Origin of the sequence: Ancylomarina euxina, from assembly GCF_003863355.1 — a bacterium.
Classification (GTDB): Bacteria; Bacteroidota; Bacteroidia; order Bacteroidales; family Marinifilaceae; genus Ancylomarina; species Ancylomarina euxinus.
Genome location: NZ_QQWG01000004.1, coordinates 135234 through 154449 on the forward strand (window position 1 = coordinate 135234; position 19216 = coordinate 154449).

Here is a 19216-nt window from a genome sequence, read left to right on the forward strand (position 1 = left end):
CGAAATTTGTTTTTGAATAAGCATAATTTAAAATATTGGGTGAATATTATTTTGTCTTAAACGCTTAGGCTTTATTTAGGATGAATTACTTATAAATTTACACCAATTCCAGCAATAGTCAATTAATAAAAATGATTTTCAGCATTATTCCAAAGCTTATACAAAAAAGTTAGAACGCGTATAAATAATAATCCCGACTAGAAAACTAGCCGGGATTAATTTTTAAGACTCAAGTCAGAGAATAAAAATGGGCTCAGAACGTACCTGAACCCATTTTCCTCTTTTACACAAAACTAATCTTTAAAAAAGATCAGCTAACAAATTATCTTCAACCAGGTTAGGCAAAGTAACCTTTAAATCCGGACGACGCTCCATTTCTCGCTTGATAGCGAACATGGCTTCATCATTTCGAGCCCATGAGCGACGTGCAATACCATTGTTTACATCATAGAACAACATGCTTTTAAGGCGTGCATCAGCTTCTGGTGTTCCGTCAAGTAACATACCAAAACCACCATTCATTACCTCTCCCCAGCCTACACCACCACCATTGTGGATAGAAACCCAAGTCGCTCCTCTAAAACTATCGCCAATCACATTGTGAATAGACATATCAGCTGTAAACTTAGATCCATCATAAATGTTTGATGTTTCTCTATATGGTGAGTCAGTTCCACTTACATCGTGATGATCACGACCTAATACGACTGGTCCAATTTTCCCCGCTGCAATGGCATTATTAAATGCCTCTGCAATCTTCGAACGTCCTTCAGCATCCGCATATAAAATACGAGCTTGAGAACCAACAACCATCTTATTTTGCTTGGCTTCCTTAATCCAAGTGATATTATCTTGCATTTGCAATTGAATCTCTTCCGGAGAATTCTCTTTGATCTCCTGTAGAACTTGCATTGCGATCTCATCAGTCATATCCAAATCTTCTGGCTTACCCGAAGCACAAACCCAACGGAATGGTCCAAAACCATAATCGAAACACATTGGGCCTAAAATATCCTGAACATATGACTTGTATTTGAAATCGATACCATTCTCAGCCATAATATCAGCACCAGCACGAGAAGCTTCCAATAGGAAAGCATTTCCATAATCGAAGAAATAAGTCCCTTTAGCAGTGTGACTGTTTACCGAAGCCGCATGACGACGAAGAGTTGCCTGTACTTTCTCTTTAAACAGTTCAGGCTCTTCACGAATTAATCGGTTCGACTCATCGTAAGAAATATCTACAGGATAATAACCTCCCGTCCATGGAATATGTAGTGAAGTTTGATCAGAACCAATATGAATAAAGATGTTCTCTTCATCAAAACGTTCCCAAACATCAACCACATTCCCAATAAAGGCAATGGATACCACCTCATTCGTTTCTTGAGCCTGCTTCACTCGTGCAACCAACTCATCCATTGAGTCAATTAGTATATCCACCCAACCTTGCTCGTGACGCTTACTTGCAGCCTTAGGATTCACTTCAGCAGCAATGGTGATACAACCTGCAATATTACCCGCTTTGGGCTGAGCACCACTCATACCACCTAAACCAGCAGTTAAGAATATCTTTCCGGCAGGGGTCTCTCCTTTTTTCAAGATCTTGCGGAAAGCATTCATTACCGTAATGGTTGTTCCATGAACGATACCTTGTGGACCGATATACATGAAAGAACCAGCAGTCATTTGTCCGTACTGAGAAACACCAAGTGCATTAAACTTCTCCCAATGGTCAGGCTTCGAATAATTAGGAATAACCAAACCGTTTGTTACGATAACCCTAGGTGCTCCCGTTGATGATGGAAATAAACCCATAGGATGACCCGAATACATATGCAAAGTTTGTTCATTAGTCATCGTGGCTAAATATTCCATCGTAAGCAAGTATTGCGCCCAGTTCTGGAATACGGCACCGTTTCCACCGTAAGTAATTAACTCTTCAGGATGTTGAGCCACTGCTGGATCCAGATTATTCTGCATCATCATCATGATACCAGCAGCTTGTTGAGACTGTGCTGGATACTCCTGAATTGGACGAGCATAAATTTTATAATCAGGCTTGAATCGGTACATATAAATACGTCCGAAGTCTAATAACTCCTGAGCAAATTCAGATGCTAGCTCCTTATGCCAAGGCTTTGGAAAATAACGCAACGCATTACGAATAGCTAATTTCTTCTCTTCTACTGATAAAATATCTTTTCTCTTTGGAGCTCTGTTAGCATCCTTTGGATAAGCTTTCTTTGCAGGTAATTCCGAAGGAATACCTTGCAAGATTTGTTCTTGAAATGTCATAACTTTTCGACTTAAAGATTCAAACTAAATATGATTGACCTTAAAAAAGTTCAGTAACTTTTGAAAGGTAGCTCTTTAAAATTTTATTATTAGCAAAGATATTCTTAGTTTTGATACCTAACAAGACTAGTTTTGTCAAGATTTAATAACCATGAGTAATCAAATAGAATTAAGACACTATAAGTATTTCTTAGCTTTAGCCAAAGATCTACACTTTAGAAAAGCCGCTGAACGCTTGTATATCTCGCAACCTGGATTGAGCCGTCAGATTAAACAAATGGAAGAGGATTTGGGTATTAGCCTGTTCGAACGCCATAACAGGAAAGTAGAACTGACAAAAGCCGGCTTATACTTACAAAATGAGTTAACTAATTCTTTCAAGAGATTGGATGATATCATAGCTCATGCCAAATTGTTGAATGACGGTCTGGATGGAAACTTGAAATTGGGCTACGTGGGTTCTGCCATGCAAAAAGTGATTCCGGATCTCTTGCTAAAGTATAAAAGCAAACACCCTCAAGTCCTTTTTAGTCTGAACGAAATGGACAACGACAAACAGATTCAAGCATTACTTAATCAGGAAATTGATGTGGGTTTTGTCAGAATGGAACGTGTTCCCAGAGGGATAAATATTCGATCCATTTTCGAAGACACCTTCTCGCTTGTTCTTCCTAAGGATCATGAACTTGACGAATCCAACTTTAAGGATTTAATTCAACTTAAGGATGAGTCTTTTATTCTTTTTGATTCATCTTTTAGTGAATCTTATCACGAAAAAGTCATGCAGATATTTGATCATAGTAAGTTTTCTCCTCTTATTTCTCATTATACGGTTAATGCCTCTTCGATTTTCAGACTCGTTGAAAATAAGTTTGGAGTGGCTATAGTCCCCACATCACTGAAGTTGGGTTACGATATGGGTATTAAATTTATAGAATTGAATATGATCCCACAGCGAACAACCTTAAGAATGGTTTGGAATAATATGAATATGAACCCAGTACTTGATAATCTGATTGATACACTTATTCCAAAAAAGAAATAGTTGAAGTTTTTACCTTTAAAATAGCAGCAATGAAATTAAGAGAAAGCAAACCCGCTCTATTATTAGTTGATCTTCAAAAAGGTTTTGATGATGAAACCTATTGGGGCGGCAATAGAAATAATAAGGATGCTGAGGAAAAAGCGTCTCAAATTCTTGCTAAATGGAGAAGCTTAAACTTGCCAATCTATCACATTATTCATAGCTCGCAGGATCCCAATTCCAGATTACATCAATCGCATGCGGGCTTTGAAATATGTGATCAGGTTAAACCCATAGATGGAGAACAAATAATCATTAAAAATGTGAATTCTGCCTTTATAGGAACTAATTTAAAAGAGCAACTCGATACTGAGGGCATTACAAACCTTGTCATTGTAGGCTTAACGACCAACCATTGCATATCAACTACAACAAGAATGGCAGGGAATTATGGCTATGAGACGATTCTTATTGATGATGCCACAGCAACCTTTGATCGCATTGGCCTACAGGGTGAAAAATACCCGTCCGAAATGGTTCATCAAATCTCGATAGCTAATTTAAAGGATGAATTCGCTACCATACTAAACACAGCACAACTACTTAAAACAGTATAATAAACAAGAAAATATGCAAGTAACTATTGAAAGAATAAACGGTGATTATTTGATGGAAGCCAAAGGCGCTAGCGGCGTGCCTGTACTCATGGATAATTCTACAATTGGAAACGTTCAGGGTACAAGTCCTATGGAGCTCCTACTTATGGGAGTTGGAGGATGTTCCGCCATAGACATCATCTATATCCTAAAGAAGCAACGTCAAATTATTGAATCCTATTCTGTGGATATAGAAGGCGAAACTCACGACGTTTTGGGAGCAAAACCTTTTAAGGCTATGACATTAAAAATCTATCTAAAAGGCAATATTCCTGCAGATAAAGTCATCCGAGCAGCTGCCTTGAGTTTTGAAAAATACTGTTCTGTTTCTATCACGATGCAAACAAGTGTCGAAATTAAATACCAACTCTTTTTAAATGGCGAACAGATATTATAGGGACTCTAAGTGATTATAGCTAATGGTTTATTTAATCGGGGATCACGTATTTGAATAAAGGTGCCTAAAGTACTTAGAGTATTTAAGAGTGCCTAAGGTTGGCAGACATCGGTCATAGAACCAATATGAAACTTTAAGCTAGTAATTTGATAATAGATAAATTAAGGTGACAATTCTCTTAAAAAAGGATTGTCACTTTTTTTGAGATATGATCATGACATTTTAAAATGCACCTTAATTACATCCCGTCAATTATATTATTTATCGAAATTTGAACTTTATTGATGTTTTATGTTGCCCAGTTATCTATTTTAGTGGGCTTAAATGAGAATCTCTCACTTTTGAGGGATTGGACAACTCAAAACTAAATAAACAACAATGAAAAAAAACTTACTCACACTCCTATTGGTCATGATAGGATTTGGTGTCTTTGCGCAGGAAACACCTGTGACAAAAGCAAACTTTGAATTGGCAGCTAAATTTTCGCCAAACCGACTAAAAAACATGGTATACTCAACGAGTGTACAAGCTCACTGGCTAAAAGGAGGAGAAAAATTCTGGTATACGTATCGTACTTCTGAAGGGCAGTTTTACTATCTGGTCGATCCTATAAAGAACACCAAAAGCAAACTCTTCGATGTGGTAAAAATGGCTTCAGACATGAGTCGCCTGACGGGCGATCCATACGATGCACAACACCTTGACATCAGTAAGCTAAAATTCATCAAAAATGAAACAATTCTTCAGTTTCAGGTTAAAAGTAAGCTTGTAGAGGAAGAGGAGAAAGACGAGGAAGACGGCGATAAACAAGAAGAGGAAAAGGATGAAGAAAAGAAGAAGGATGCTAAAAAGAAAATGGTTGATAAAGTATGGCATTTCGAATACACATTGGCTTCAAAAAAGCTAAATCTTCTTGACGATTTTAAAAAGCCACTTGAGCAAAAAGAATGGGCATCAGTCGCTCCAAATCAAGAATATGTTATTTTCGCTAAGCATCACAACCTATATTGGATGGATGCTGAAAACTACAAAAAAGCGCAAAAGAATGAGAAGGACTCTACAATTGTTGAACATGAATTGACCACTGATGGTGTTGAGCACTATTGCTATGGTACTAACTCATATGGCAAAACCAACCGAGAGAAAGAAGAAGAAAAAGATAAGAGAAAAGAAGCATACGTGACTTTCTCTTCTGATTCAAAGAAATTTGCTTTAACTCGTGAAGATGAGCGAGAAGTAAAAGATTTATGGGTAATCAACTCAGTTGCTAAAGGTCGTCCGACGCTTGAAAGCTATAAATACCACATGGCTGGCGAAAAAGAAGCACCTCAATACGAGCTTCAGATATTTGATTGGGAAACTAAAGCATCTGTAAAAGTAAAAGCTAATGCTTTCAAAGATCAGACCCTTTCAATTTTAACAGCACCAAGAAAAAAGCGTAACGAGGCTGATGATGTTAAATTCTCAAAATGGATTAATAAAGGTAGCGAGCTGCTATACTTTAAGCGTACAAGCCGCGATATGAAACGTGTTGATATTTGTACTGCCAATACCTCCACTGGTGAGGTTAATGTCCTTATCGAAGAACGTTTGAATACCTATATCGAAACGCGTCCGCTAGGCTTTATAAACGATGGTAAAGAAATGATCCATTGGTCTGAGCGCGATGGTTGGGCACATTTTTATCTTTACAATGGTGAAGGAAAGCTAAAGAACCAAATCACTTCAGGTGCCTGGCATTGCGATAGAATTCAAGGTGTAGATGAAAAGAATCGTGTTCTTTATTTCACGGGTAATGCTCGTGAAAAAGGTGAAGACCCATACTACTCTCACTTATATCGTGTGAATTTTGATGGAACGGGATTACAATTGCTAAACAAAGGAAATTTCGACCACAAAGTAGACTTGAACGATCAAACTCATTATTTCGTGAACAATTCGTCAAGAGTTGACTCAGCTCCTGTATCTGAGCTTTACAACTCCAAAGGAACTAAGTTGATGAAACTTGAAGAAACAGATCTAACTCGTTTATTCGAAACGGGATACAAGTTCCCTGAGACTTTTAAAGTGAAAGCAGGCGACGGCGTTACCGATATTTATGGCGTAATGTACAAGCCATTCGATTTCGATCCTAATAAAAAATATCCTATTCTAACTTACGTTTATCCAGGTCCTCAAACTGAGGCGGTTTATAAAAGCTTTTCCACTCGTATGGATAGAGCTGATCGTATGGCTCAATTAGGTTTTATCGTTGTGACAATGGGTAATCGAGGTGGTCACCCGGCACGTTCTAAGTGGTATCACAACTACGGTTATGGCAACCTTAGAGACTATGGTTTGGAAGATAAGAAAGTTGGTCTGGAGCAATTGGCAGACAGACATAACTTTATTGACATTAATAAAGTGGGTATTTTTGGTCACTCAGGTGGTGGATTTATGTCGACTGCTGCCATGTTGGTCTATCCTGATTTCTTTAAGGTAGCGGTATCAGCCGCAGGAAACCACGATAACAACATCTATAACCGCTGGTGGAGTGAAACACACCATGGCGTAAAAGAAATTGTGAGCGAAAAGGGCGATACCACTTTCCAATACAAGATTGACACCAACCCTAGCCTGGCTAAAAACCTGAAAGGGAAATTGATGATTGTAACGGGTGATATTGATGATAATGTTCACCCTGGAAACAGTATCAGAATGGCCAATGCCTTAATTAAGGCTAACAAGCGATTCGATTTCTTCTTATACCCTGGTCAGCGTCATAGCTTCGGAAATATGAGTGAATACTCTTTCTGGCTACGTGGCGAATATTTTTGTAAATATCTTTTAAATGATTTCAGATCATCAGCTGATTATGTAGAAATGCAAAAGGATCTGCCTAAGAAGTAGTAAAACCTCAATTCCAAGAATATATAAATCCCGATTTGCTCCTTGCAGATCGGGATTTAAAATTTATATAGTCCGGTAATATTACTTTTTCAAGAAAAAGATAAGACAACTAACAATATTTCTACCATCAAATAGTTTATGCATAAGGATTCAAAATTGTTTATTTTTGCTTTATATAACATCACACAATACATTTAACTGAAAATTATGAAAAAACTGTTATTAATTGTAAGCCTATTCTGTGTTTGCACACTTGCTAAGGCTCAAGATTACGGTACTGGAATTGGAATTAGAGGGGGTTCGGCAAATGGATTAACTATCAAGCACTTTATACGTAATAATGTAGCCTTAGAAGGGATCATTTCATCGAGATGGCAAGGCGTAAACCTGACCGGTTTATACGAAATTCATGCTCGAGCCTTCAACGAACCAGGTTTTAACTGGTATTATGGTTTTGGGGCTCACCTGGGTTTTTGGGATGGAGATCATGCTCACTGGGGAGATGATGGTAAGGACTATACCATTCTAGGTTTAGATGGCATTTTAGGTCTGGAATATAATATCAGAGAGATTCCCATTAATTTAAGTGTAGACTGGAAACCAGCCTTCAATTTGGTGGGTTATTCAGGTGTATGGGGCGATGGCTTTGCGCTATCTGTTCGATATGTTTTCTAAGGCACTACAATTCAAATAAATTTATTTCAAAAGTCCCAACTTGCTAACTTGCAGGTTGGGATTTTTTCTTTTCAAATAATAAATTCTTTTTCACTATCTTTAATTGCTTACCTCATTCTTATTAAACCCATTTAGTTATGAAAAATATTTTTTCTATCCTAGCGATTTCTGCACTCTTATTTATCAGTTGTGCCGAGAAGAAAACAAAATCCGAAAAGGACACATCCCAAACGCCTAAAATTGAGAATTCAGATCTTGAGGTCAATCAAATTGATTCAATAGCCAATGAATTAGAGAAAGCTAAGGATGAAATCGATGATGCAGCCAAAGAGCTTGATCAGTTATTAGACGAATTATAAATTTTAAAATATTGCTATGAAAAAATACATTATAATCCTGGTATCGTTTTGTATAATGGTCTGTACAAGCCAAATTTCACTTGCTCAAAAAGAAAAAAAGAACAAAGCTAAAATTGAAAAAGTTCAGAAAGTACAAAAAGACTCTATCCTGAAAAAAGGAAAAGCTAAGAAGGATAAATTAAAGGTCAAAGAACACAAGCAAAAAGACAAAATTAAAACTGAAAAAAAAGAGCTTGAAACTGATATAGAAAAGAAAGGCCATGCATATGGTAAAGATAAAACCATAAAGGGTAAAGAATTTGGACAAGAAAGAGCTCGTCAGTCCAAATTATTTAAAGACCAAAAGGCCGAAGAATTGGATAAAGCTGTTAAAGAAAAAGATGATAAAATAAAAACTGCTAAAGAGAAAATAAAAAAATCGAAAGAGAAACTCGAAAGAAATAAAAAAGAAAAATCTATTTCAGATAAGGAATATATAGAAAAGAAAGCCAAGATTGATCGAGCTGAAAAGAGCGTTAAAGATCTTGAAAACAAAGTAAATAAAGCTAAAGAACTAAAGAGTAAATAGAATCTCCCCAAAGACTAAAAATAATCCCAAGCTGAATAAAATCAGATTGGGATTATTTTATTTCTATCAAACTAGAATTAAACTACATATTCCTACGGTACTTACCACCTACTTCGAAGAGTGCATGGGTAATTTGACCGATAGAACAGTACTTAGCAGATTCCATTAAAGTATCAAATAAGTTATGATTAGATATAGCTTTCTCTTTAAGAGACTTAAGAGTCAGCTTAGCTTCCTCATCATAGGTCTTATGTAAGTCTTCAATCGTACTAATTTGGTAATGCTTTTCCTCTTCAGTAGCTCTAATCACCTCCTCAGGGATGATTGTGGGTGAGCCTGTACTTGACAGAAACGTATTCACGCCAATAATGGGCAAACCACCCGAATTCTTAAGTCTTTCATAGTATAAAGATTCCTCCTGTATCTTATTTCGCTGATACATGGTTTCCATAGCACCCAACACACCGCCACGTTCATTAATTCTATCAAACTCAAGCAAAACAGCCTCTTCAACCAAATCGGTCAGCTCCTCAATAATAAAGGAGCCCTGCATTGGGTTCTCATTAATCGCCAAACCTAATTCCCGATTAATAATCAACTGAATAGCCATGGCACGACGAACAGATTCCTCTGTAGGAGTCGTTAAAGCCTCATCGTAGGCATTTGTATGTAATGAATTACAATTGTCGTAAATCGCATAAAGAGCCTGCAAAGTCGTTCTAATATCATTAAAATCCATTTCTTGAGCATGAAGGGATCGTCCTGAGGTCTGAATATGGTATTTCAGCTTCTGAGAGCGCTCGTCAGCCCCATACTTATATTTCATGGCCTTTGCCCAGATCAGACGAGCAACACGTCCTAAAACGGCATATTCCGCGTCTATGCCATTTGAGAAGAAAAATGATAAATTAGGTGCAAAAGCATTAATATCCATGCCTCGCGACAAATAATACTCCACATAGGTAAAACCATTTGATAAGGTGAAAGCCAATTGACTGATCGGGTTAGCTCCAGCTTCAGCAATATGGTAACCCGAAATAGATACAGAATAAAAGTTTCTTACCTCATGATCGATAAAATAAGCTTGAAGATCTCCCATTAGCTTTAATGAGAAATCTGTAGAGAAAATACAGGTATTCTGCGCCTGGTCTTCCTTAAGGATATCCGCCTGAATTGTACCTCGAACACGGCAAATCGTTTCAGCCTTAATGTTCTGATAAACCGCAGATGGTAAAACCATATCTCCAGTCACACCCAACAACATGAGCCCAAGACCTTTATTGCCTTCAGGAAGTTGGCCTTGATAGCTTGGACGATTTGTTTTCCTTTTCTTAAATATCACTTCAAGTTTTTCTTCAACTTCCTTCTCTAAACCATTCTGTTTGATATAAACTTCACATTGCTGATCGATAGCCGCATTCATAAAATAAGCCACCATAGCTACCGAAGGACCATTAATCGTCATCGAAACGGACGTTTTGCTTGATACGAGATCAAAACCAGAATAGAGTTTTTTAGCATCATCCAAACAAGCGATTGAAACACCAGCATTCCCTATTTTCCCATAAATATCGGGACGCTCATGTGGATCTTCTCCATAAAGGGTCACCGAATCGAAAGCGGTAGACAGACGAACAGCAGGCATCCCTTTAGAAAGGTAATGAAAACGTTTATTGGTTCGTTCAGGTCCTCCTTCTCCTGCAAACATACGTATGGGATCCTCATCCTCGCGCTTAAATGGAAAAACACCTGCTGCATAAGGAAATTCACCCGGAACGTTTTCCTTCAAGTTCCACTTCAAAATATCACCCCAAGATCTATATTTTGGCAAAGCAATCTTTGAAATTTTATTGTGAGATAAAGTCTCACCTTTAGTCGCAATTTTGAATTCTTTCCCTCTAACCTGATATTCATAAAAATCCTCTGAGAGCTGCTTCTTCTTTTCTGGCCAATTCTTAATGATTCTCAGATTCTCTTTGTCGATTTGATCTTCCGTATTCGCTATTAATGCTTCGAGTTTCGAAATAAGAGACAGATCACTTTTACTATCAGATTGAAGCTTTTCCTTTGTTTTTTGCAGCGAATAAAGCAAGTCCGCTTTTACTGACTCGTCTTCGCAGTGTTTATTGTAGTTTCTGATCGTTTCCGAGATCTCAGAAAGGTAACGTACGCGAGAGGGTGGAATCACTTGAATCTTTTCACTCACCTCCAATTTAATTCGATTTTCGAGTTCAAAAACAGCGGGGCAAATTTCACTCAATTTCTTGCTTATAGCATTGAAAAGGGCATTCACTCCCGGATCATTAAATTGTGAAGCTACCGTTCCAAATACCGGCATATCTTCGAGCTCCCTTTCCCATAATAAATGGTTACGCTGATATTGCTTTCTCACATCGCGTAAAGCATCCAAAGCCCCCCGCTTATCCGACTTGTTAATCGCAATAATGTCGGCATAATCCAACATGTCAATCTTCTCAAGCTGAGTGGCAGCACCAAACTCAGGAGTCATCACATAAAGTGAACAATCAGAATGATCAATAATCTCCGTATCAGACTGTCCAATACCTGAGGTTTCAAGAATAACCAAATCGAAACCAGCATTCTTTGTGATACTCAGCACATCCTTAATGTGTTTAGATAAAGCTAAGTTGGTTTGACGAGTACTAAGAGAACGCATATAAATACGAGGAGAATGCACTGAATTCATACGAATACGGTCCCCCAATAGGGCACCTCCGGTACGACGACGAGAAGGATCAACAGAGATAACAGCCAACTGCAGATCTGGATACACATCCAGAAATCGACGAATGACCTCATCAATCAAAGACGACTTCCCCGCTCCTCCTGTTCCTGTAATACCAAGCGTTACAGAATTGGATTTCTTTTCTTCAACTCTCAGCCTCTCCATTAAATCAGAAACCATTTCCGGATAATTCTCTACAGCTGAAATCATCTGAGCCAGAGCTGAATGATTGGTTTTATTTAGCTCATCAAGAGAAAAACCGACCTCTTTACCAGTCGGATAATCACAATTCTCAAGTAAATGATCGATCATACCTTGCAGACCAAGCACCCGACCATCATCAGGAGAATATATTTTTGAAATACCATAAGCTTCCAGTTCTTCAATCTCGGAAGGTAGAATCACACCACCTCCGCCTCCAAAAATTCGAATGTGTTCAGAATCTCGTTCGATAAGCAAATCTCGCATGTATCTGAAAAATTCATTATGTCCTCCTTGATAGGAGGTTATGGCGATTGCCTGAACATCTTCTTGAATAGCACAATCGACGATCTCCTGAACCGAACGATTGTGTCCTAAATGGATAACTTCGGCTCCCGAAGCTTGCAGAATACGTCGCATGATATTTATGGAAGCATCATGACCATCGAATAGCGAGGCTGTAGTCACAATACGAATTTTGTTCTTTGGAATGTACATAGGCTTTGTGGTTAATTCTTGGCTTAATTTGATGATTAATATACAATAAATATATGAATGTATCTGGATATAAGTACTTAACATCTAGCTTTATTACATGATAATAGCCCTGAAAGTCCGTAATAAAGAGGTTTTAGTGTTTTATTATTAGATCGGGATCGTATTTTTAATAATTCTTCAATCATGTTTCCCATCAATTTATAGAACGATAAACGATGTGCTAAAGAATGAGTTACAGGCCTAATTATCGGGAGAAAGAAAAAGCATATCGTTTCACCCATTTTAAAACAGGCTGAGTGTTTTTAAATAAGCTCACATCTCCATCTAGTCTCTTAAGGGGCAACGAAGCAAACTAGTAAGGCAAGTGATCTTATCTTTGTCTTCAAAACTAGAAAGAATCATTAAAGATGATAGATAGACCATTCCTCTATTTTAGCTTCTATCAAACACAAGCTCAAGCCTCTGGCATCCTGATTTATAAAATAAACGTCGGATATTCAGCCGGATAGACTTGCTGTTTCTCCCTTTAAAAGGGGAATCTGATGAATCACGAACATTATCGATTTATATCATGGCGTAAGTCCTACCAATTTAATATCAAAACTGGCTTTAAGCAAAATGAAATATTTTTAGCACGATCAGGGCAAAAAAAAGGTTCTATATTGAATATAATGGGTGAAGCTTAAACAAAATGAACACTTCATTATTAAACCGTTTTAAATCAAATTAAAAGTTAGAGTATACTTATACAAGTCGATCAGATTCTTAGCATCTAACTTCTTAATGATATTTCGTCTGTGTGTTTTCACCGTCATTTCGGAGATGTAGAGCTTTTCAGCAATTTTCTGGTTTTGGAATCCTTTCACCAGCAGTTTTAAAATGTTCTTCTCCCGTTTGGTTAGAGACAAAAACTTAGACCAATTCTCTCGCATAAAATTCATCTTTTTCATATGCTGCTTAAGGGTATTCAAGCTGTGAGGCAAAGAATCAATTGGGAATTCGAGCTGAATGGTGGCTGTTGTTTTTTCAGGATTCAAGCTAATGTCGATAAAGGGTTCGAATGCTTCTGGAGGACGATTAAATTCGATATTTCCCTTTTCTTTTTTATCTGCCGTTATCCAATCGATAGCTTGTTGCTGCTCATAAAAAAAAATGGGGTTAAAAACAGAATCGGCTTTTTCAAAAAAATTCATGACCGATAACTGTGTATTGGAATCGCGTGCCAACACAAAAGCCAAATCCTCAACACCTGCCCTATAAACAGGCAGGTTAAACTCATCTTCGAGCCAAGTAAATATTTCGAGGGGTATCTTAAAACAAAATTGTTCCTGATCTATAATCATTCGTTTCGCTGAAAACCTGCTGCACAAATCCCGACATAAAACCAGTTCATGCATAAAATCAGCATCAGATATACAAGCCTGCTTCCATTTTGAAAGAAGCAAGCTCTTCGATTCAATATAATCGACAGTGATAAAAGTAGAGTCATGAACAAGCATAATTCTAAATTACTGAGCTTTTAAAACCTCAATTTACATTATCTAGTCGATTAAAACATATCGTTTGTCAAAAAAAATACGCTCTAGTGGGTATTTTTTCACGAATTGGCTTTTCCGAACTTTGTTAACATAGGAAATAGGATAGACAGTTAATTCCTTTTAAAATAGAAAATATATCATTCTAAGCACCAATAGCTTAATCTTTAAAACGAATCTGTTTTTTATAAAAAGAGAAACATATTGTCAAAATAATAAAAGTCTTAAATGGACAATGAGCTTACAAATACAAAATAGCAGACGGCCGAACAGAACAAGATGAGTTATTAGATTGAAAAGGCTAAGTAAGAAGCAACAAGACTTAGGCTTCAGAAGGTAAAGCTTCGGCTTCAGATTGTAAAGCTTCGGCTTCAGATTGTAAAGCTTCAGCTTCAGATTGTAAAGCTTCGGCTTCAGATTGTAAAGCTTCGGCTTCAGATTGTAAAGCTTCGGCTTCAGATTGTAAAGCTTCAGCTTCAGATTGTAAAGCTTCAGCTTCAGATTGTAAAGCTTCGGCTTCAGATTGTAAAGCTTCGGCTTCAGATTGTAAAGCTTCGGCTTCAGATTGTAAAGCTTCGGCTTCAGATTGTAAAGCTTCGGCTTCAGATTGTAAAGCTTCGGCTTCAGATTGTAAAGCTTCAGCTTCAGATTGTAAAGCTTCGGCTTCAGATTGTAAAGCTTTACAATCTGAAGAATACAACACATCTAAATAGAATAGGCATGCTGAACACTCTAGTAAGAAACAACTGATTGACAGAGAGAAAATCCCTAAAAACGCTACTGATTTTCGGATTTACCTAAAAGTCAGTTGATCAGAAATATAGGAGAAGTCAGACGAATTTCTCAAGAATGAAGACGGAATACTAATCGGAATCTTTTATAAACTTAAATGATTGATGCTATGGAAGTTTATGATCCTAAAGAGAAAAAACCACCCTAAAATGGCACTTGAGTAAGGAGCAAATCCTTAAGAATATGTCTTTTAATTATTCAAATAAGAATAGAGACTTATGCGGATAAAAATCAACAGCTTATACATGATATAAACCAGCTGACAATAAAATTTAAATTAATATGAATTGTCAGCAAAAAACCATCTGATATGTACAAACAATATGATGCTGCACACAACAGAGCACTAAGTGTTGAAGAATTTATAGCCATAAATAATATCAAACTGAGTGCAAAACCGCTGGTTGCTGAACTTACAATTAAGATTTCGCCTCTTAGAGAAGAATTGGAAAATGTTCACAAACAAAGAACAGAAAATACAAGTGTGGTAACCGCTATAAAATACAGCGATAAAAAAACGCTTGCCGATTTGCTGTCGAGTTTTAATCAATTGTTCTTTAATTATTACATGAAAATAGACCAGCCTGAAAAAGTTAAGGCATTCACCCATTCGGCCAGTCATTACCTACATGGCACCGATGGTATTCTCTTTAACGAAGCAAACCAAAGAATTACAGATTGTGAAAATTTGGGCGAAAACTTAATTGATGTCGGTATAACAGCCGAAAACTTAACGGATTTAAAAAATGAAACAGAAATATACAGAATGATCATAAATAAGCCCCTGGAGATCAAAAAGAAAAACAAAACACTAAAGAAAAAAGAAGATCTCATCATTAAAGATATTAACAACATCATTAATCTTAGATTGAATAAGGTGATGAGCTCCACTTTCGAGAAAAGTGATCCTGAACTGTTTGCTGCCTATCAACTTGCAGCCAGAAAAGAAAATCCGGGAACCCGCAAGCTGGCCATAAAAGGCATGATACAGAATAAGGAAACCGGAGAAGCTTTAAAAGGGGTACACATCATTATCCCTGCTCTGAAAATCGATCATGAATGCCGAGGAAAAAAAGGCGGCTACCAAATCAAGAATATCGAAACGGGTATTTTCCCCATGCGGGTTGAGGCTAAAAATTTCAAAGCACAGGAAGTTACCCTGGTACACAACGAAGGGCAAACCGTAGAGATGAATTTTTTGATGGAACCTGAACTTAATTAGGACCTAAGTCTGTATAGGAATCCCCCACTTTCGCATGAGAGGGGGGATTTTTATTGCCTATAATCGTACAGACACAATTTATCGCGTTTCTCTACGATTACCTCTAAATCCCCTAAAGGCAATCCTAAAAAAACTTGGCGTATCCATTATCAAAATTTATTGCATATGCATTGCGCCCATATTACATTCATTCAGACGCGATGTAGCACCATTATTGCGATTAATGATATCCGTAAAGTACAGACGCAATGCATTGCGTCTGTACGCAAATTTTTAAAAAAAATATTATCCCACCATAGGCCAATCGGCATACTGACCTTCGGCCTGCTCAATCACCTCTTTTAGGATTTGATCCAATTCCGAAAAGGGCACTTTTCCTTTCAATTCTTTTTTTACAGCCAAACGAATAGCAGCACGGGCCTCCTCTTTTTTAGCCCAGTCGAGCTGCAGGTTTTTCTTCACCGATGCCACCACTTTGTGCACCAAATCCTGAATGGGCCCTTGGGTGTTCAGCAGCTTTCCGTTGGCCGACAGTAGATCGTAAAAGGCCAGCTCATCCTCGCTTAAACCCAATTCTTTGGTTCGTTTGTCGTCTTCCTTAAATTCGGTGGCAATATCCAACAGGTGCTTAATAGCCGCAATGGAATCCAGACTGTTTTTATGGTATTTGCTCAAAACAGCCTCCAGCTCCTCTTTTAGCTTGCGCGTCTTTTTAATGTTCTTGGCCATTCTCACTTTCAGCTCGTCGTTGATGATTCGCCGCAGCAGTTCCACCTTAATGTTCTCGCTGCCCTTATCTTTCACCATGGCCTGAAAGCGATCGTCAATAATGGAGATATCTATTTTATCGAGATCGTACATGCTTGCTAAATCGACAATACTATGCGACTCGATGGATTTACTGATAAGGTCTTTTATGCGCTCGTTCTTTTTGCGCTGCGGCCCCGGTGGGACTTTAATTTTGCGAATTGCTTCCCGAAAAGCCTGAACCACTGCAATGTCTTCGTGAATGGCCCAAATGCGCTCATCGGAGTTTGTCATGGCAACCAGTTCGGTCAGCTTTCTTTCTTCGCGCAAAAAGGCATCCGTTAAGGCATCGGTTTGCAGCAGGTCGTTCACCAATGCCTCGGACCATTTCATTCTATCTCCGGCCGATAGGGCATTAATGCTTTCCAAATCGAAATGGCCCAGTAAGGCTTTCACGCTGGCTAATTGCTGCAAACACAAGTGCACCGCTGCTTCAATATCAATAGTGGGTTTGCCCTCGCCCCCGCTGCCGGTATATTTTTTGGTGGCTTGCGCCAGAAAATCAGAAATACCAATAAAATCGACCACCAAACCATTGGGTTTGTCGCCGAACACACGGTTTACCCGTGCAATGGCCTGCATCAGGTTGTGCCCTTTCATAATCTTATCCACATACATGGTATGCGCACAAGGGGCATCGAAACCCGTGAGCCACATATCCCGGACAATCACAATTTTCAGCGGATCGCCGGGTGTGCGGAAACGCTTTTTAATGGCCTCCATATGGTCCTTGGTTCGCACATGCGGATTCCAGTCTACCGGATCTTTGCCGATATTGGAAGTCATGATTACGGCAATTTCCGGACAGCCTTCCAGTGCCGTGATGGCATCGTACATTTTCACGCAGTTTTTGCGGCTCATGCACACAATCATGGCTTTTCCCGGCAAGGCAGCCGTTCGCGCTTGGTAATGCTTTACAATTTCGCTGGCTACCGTTTTCACTCTGTCTTCGGCACCTGCCGCATCTTCAATGGCCGCCCAAACCATTTGTGTGCTTTCGTCTTCCTCTTCTTCTATCGCGTCCAGCGCTTGGCTGTATTGGGCTTTAATGTTTAGGGGAACCATTTTGGGTTCGTAGTAAATGGGCACGGTAGCGCCATCTTCCACCGCCTGTTTAATATCGTAGGTGTGAATGGTTTCGCCAAAAACCAGTTCGGTATCGGCGCCCTTGCCATCAACCGGTGTGCCGGTAAAACCAATAAAAGAGGCATTGGGCATGGCTTTACGGATATTCTGAGCAAAACCGCCGTCCTTAAATCCATATTGGGTGCGGTGCGCCTCATCGGCCATTACAATGAGGTTGTAGCGGGTCGACAGCACTGGGTGCGCCACTTCTTTTCCCTCCTCCAACTCTTTCAAGCGGAATTTTTCGATGGTGGTGAAAATAACGCCGCCCCCCTCGGCACTCAAGAGTTCCCGCAGTTCATCGGTGGTGTCGGCATGCTGCACATCGCCCACCAAATCTTTACAAAGCACAAAACTTTCGTAGAGCTGCTGATCGAGATCCGATCGATCCACCTGTATCACAAGGGTAGGATTCTTCAGTTCGGGCAGACTGCGCAATATCCCCGTAAGGATAGCCATAGAGATACTTTTGCCCGAACCCTGCGTATGCCAGATAACGCCCAAACGACCATCGCCCAAAGGCTTGATATTGCTGCGTGCCGATTCTACCGCCTTGCAAATGCCCCAATACTGATGGTACTTGGCGCCTTTTTTAATGATGTGCCCGTTGTGATCCTCGTGAAAAATAAAGTGTTGCAGGTAGTTTAAAAGCCTGGCTTTGGGAAAGAGACCGTAAAGCAGGGTTTCCAGCTGCAATTCGACCTTTTGCCGGGTATCGGTTCCCTGCAGACTTTTCCAGGGAGCAAACCACTCCATGGCCGCATTGTACATGCCGTGCAGGGCCTGCATACCATCGGATAGTATGGTGATGGCGTTGTAATCGAAGAGCTGCGGAATATCCAACAGGTAATGCCCAATTTGGCCATGAGCATTGTCGATACCCACATTGGCATCGAAGGCGTTTTTGAATTCGAAAACCACCACGGGCAAGCCGTTGATGAAAATCAGCAGATCGCAGCGGCGGTTGTTTTTGCCCTCGATTTTCACCTCGTCGGCACAAACAAAGCTGTTTTTGTCGGGCTCTGCAAAATTGATGGGGTAAATGTGCCTGGCGTACTCTTTGTCCTGCGCATCTTTCCACGAAATAGCAATGCCCTGTGTCATTTTTCGATGAAAGTCGCGGTTGCGGTGGTCTACATCCATGCCCTCGTGCTGGGTAAATGCAGACAGGGCCTCGCTAATGGCCGTTGCAGGAAGCTCCGGGTAAGTGCTTTGCAAAAAGGCTCTTAAATCGTCCTCGAGCACCACCTTTTTAAGCTCGCGCTGCAGCGAATTGCCTTCCTGATGGCGGTAGCCCAAATTTTGCAGCCACTCTATAGCCGCATTCTGAACCGTGCTTTCAATCATTAGTTTCATAGGGCATTGGGGTTTTATCTTGGGTATTTTGAATTTTATTATTTGCCTTTTTATCCTTGTTCCTTTAT

The 19216-nt window shown here is 39.2% G+C and carries 14 protein-coding genes; 9 read left to right on the top strand and 5 right to left on the bottom strand.

The features are described 5' to 3' along the window. Positions 1 to 300 precede the first annotated feature (300 nt). A complete protein-coding gene (locus DWB61_RS05890; RefSeq protein ID WP_125029974.1) occupies positions 301 to 2298 on the bottom strand; it encodes a urocanate hydratase in 1998 nt (665 codons plus the stop codon). Between the two features lie 151 nt (positions 2299 to 2449). On the opposite strand from DWB61_RS05890, the gene DWB61_RS05895 reads away from it, so the two are divergent. The 7 genes from DWB61_RS05895 to DWB61_RS05925 all read left to right on the top strand — a co-directional run bounded on the left by DWB61_RS05895 (position 2450) and on the right by DWB61_RS05925 (position 8866). Next, positions 2450 to 3343, top strand: coding sequence for a LysR family transcriptional regulator (locus DWB61_RS05895; protein WP_125029975.1), 894 nt, complete (start codon positions 2450 to 2452; stop codon positions 3341 to 3343). Positions 3344 to 3372: 29 nt separating this feature from the next. Continuing rightward, positions 3373 to 3939 carry a cysteine hydrolase family protein gene (locus DWB61_RS05900; protein WP_125029976.1) on the top strand — a complete coding sequence of 189 codons (567 nt, stop codon included), beginning with the start codon at positions 3373 to 3375 and terminating at the stop codon, positions 3937 to 3939. 13 nt (positions 3940 to 3952) lie between these two features. Next, positions 3953 to 4375: an OsmC family protein gene (locus tag DWB61_RS05905; protein ID WP_125029977.1), complete on the top strand. Its 423-nt coding sequence runs from the start codon at positions 3953 to 3955 to the stop codon at positions 4373 to 4375. Between the two features lie 378 nt (positions 4376 to 4753). Continuing rightward, positions 4754 to 7264, top strand: coding sequence for a S9 family peptidase (locus tag DWB61_RS05910; RefSeq protein ID WP_125029978.1), 2511 nt, complete (start codon positions 4754 to 4756; stop codon positions 7262 to 7264). A gap of 207 nt (positions 7265 to 7471) precedes the next feature. Beyond that, complete coding sequence (locus tag DWB61_RS05915) at positions 7472 to 7939, top strand: hypothetical protein (protein WP_125029979.1); 468 nt, start codon at positions 7472 to 7474, stop codon at positions 7937 to 7939. 137 nt (positions 7940 to 8076) lie between these two features. After that, positions 8077 to 8298 (top strand): hypothetical protein, encoded by a 222-nt coding sequence (locus tag DWB61_RS05920; protein WP_125029980.1) that lies wholly within the window; start codon positions 8077 to 8079, stop codon positions 8296 to 8298. 16 nt (positions 8299 to 8314) lie between these two features. Further along, complete coding sequence (locus DWB61_RS05925) at positions 8315 to 8866, top strand: hypothetical protein (RefSeq protein ID WP_125029981.1); 552 nt, start codon at positions 8315 to 8317, stop codon at positions 8864 to 8866. An 82-nt stretch (positions 8867 to 8948) separates the two neighbouring features. On the opposite strand, the gene DWB61_RS05930 is transcribed toward DWB61_RS05925, so the two are convergent. Beyond that, a complete protein-coding gene (locus tag DWB61_RS05930; RefSeq protein ID WP_191984767.1) occupies positions 8949 to 12311 on the bottom strand; it encodes a methylmalonyl-CoA mutase family protein in 3363 nt (1120 codons plus the stop codon). 542 nt (positions 12312 to 12853) lie between these two features. Between DWB61_RS05930 and DWB61_RS17665 the strand changes: the two genes are divergently transcribed. Next, positions 12854 to 12997, top strand: coding sequence for a hypothetical protein (locus DWB61_RS17665; RefSeq protein ID WP_156190159.1), 144 nt, complete (start codon positions 12854 to 12856; stop codon positions 12995 to 12997). A gap of 30 nt (positions 12998 to 13027) precedes the next feature. Here DWB61_RS17665 and DWB61_RS17730 read toward each other — a convergent pair whose 3' ends face one another. Both DWB61_RS17730 and DWB61_RS05940 read right to left on the bottom strand, forming a co-directional pair. Further along, positions 13028 to 13810, bottom strand: coding sequence for a helix-turn-helix domain-containing protein (locus DWB61_RS17730; protein WP_197091132.1), 783 nt, complete (start codon positions 13808 to 13810; stop codon positions 13028 to 13030). Between the two features lie 358 nt (positions 13811 to 14168). Further along, positions 14169 to 14549 (bottom strand): hypothetical protein, encoded by a 381-nt coding sequence (locus DWB61_RS05940; RefSeq protein ID WP_125029982.1) that lies wholly within the window; start codon positions 14547 to 14549, stop codon positions 14169 to 14171. Positions 14550 to 14948: 399 nt separating this feature from the next. Here DWB61_RS05940 and DWB61_RS05945 point away from each other — a divergent pair, with 399 nt between their 5' ends. Further along, positions 14949 to 15860, top strand: a complete 912-nt coding sequence (locus DWB61_RS05945; protein ID WP_125029983.1) for a peptidase associated/transthyretin-like domain-containing protein — start codon at positions 14949 to 14951, stop codon at positions 15858 to 15860. Positions 15861 to 16145: 285 nt separating this feature from the next. Here the strand turns inward: DWB61_RS05945 and DWB61_RS05950 are convergent, their stop codons facing one another. After that, on the bottom strand, positions 16146 to 19148 hold the full coding sequence (locus tag DWB61_RS05950) for a type I restriction endonuclease subunit R (protein WP_125029984.1): 3003 nt from the start codon (positions 19146 to 19148) through the stop codon (positions 16146 to 16148). Positions 19149 to 19216: the final 68 nt, after the last annotated feature.

Coding starts and splice junctions, on each gene's coding strand:
- DWB61_RS05950 (WP_125029984.1), bottom strand. CDS start 19,148: ATGAAACTAATGATTGAAAGCACGGTTCAGAATGCGGCTATAGAGTGG.
- DWB61_RS05945 (WP_125029983.1), top strand. CDS start 14,949: ATGTACAAACAATATGATGCTGCACACAACAGAGCACTAAGTGTTGAA.
- DWB61_RS05915 (WP_125029979.1), top strand. CDS start 7,472: ATGAAAAAACTGTTATTAATTGTAAGCCTATTCTGTGTTTGCACACTT.
- DWB61_RS05920 (WP_125029980.1), top strand. CDS start 8,077: ATGAAAAATATTTTTTCTATCCTAGCGATTTCTGCACTCTTATTTATC.
- DWB61_RS05895 (WP_125029975.1), top strand. CDS start 2,450: ATGAGTAATCAAATAGAATTAAGACACTATAAGTATTTCTTAGCTTTA.
- DWB61_RS05890 (WP_125029974.1), bottom strand. CDS start 2,298: ATGACATTTCAAGAACAAATCTTGCAAGGTATTCCTTCGGAATTACCT.
- DWB61_RS05930 (WP_191984767.1), bottom strand. CDS start 12,311: ATGTACATTCCAAAGAACAAAATTCGTATTGTGACTACAGCCTCGCTA.
- DWB61_RS17665 (WP_156190159.1), top strand. CDS start 12,854: ATGAATCACGAACATTATCGATTTATATCATGGCGTAAGTCCTACCAA.
- DWB61_RS05900 (WP_125029976.1), top strand. CDS start 3,373: ATGAAATTAAGAGAAAGCAAACCCGCTCTATTATTAGTTGATCTTCAA.
- DWB61_RS05905 (WP_125029977.1), top strand. CDS start 3,953: ATGCAAGTAACTATTGAAAGAATAAACGGTGATTATTTGATGGAAGCC.
- DWB61_RS05925 (WP_125029981.1), top strand. CDS start 8,315: ATGAAAAAATACATTATAATCCTGGTATCGTTTTGTATAATGGTCTGT.
- DWB61_RS05910 (WP_125029978.1), top strand. CDS start 4,754: ATGAAAAAAAACTTACTCACACTCCTATTGGTCATGATAGGATTTGGT.
- DWB61_RS17730 (WP_197091132.1), bottom strand. CDS start 13,810: ATGCTTGTTCATGACTCTACTTTTATCACTGTCGATTATATTGAATCG.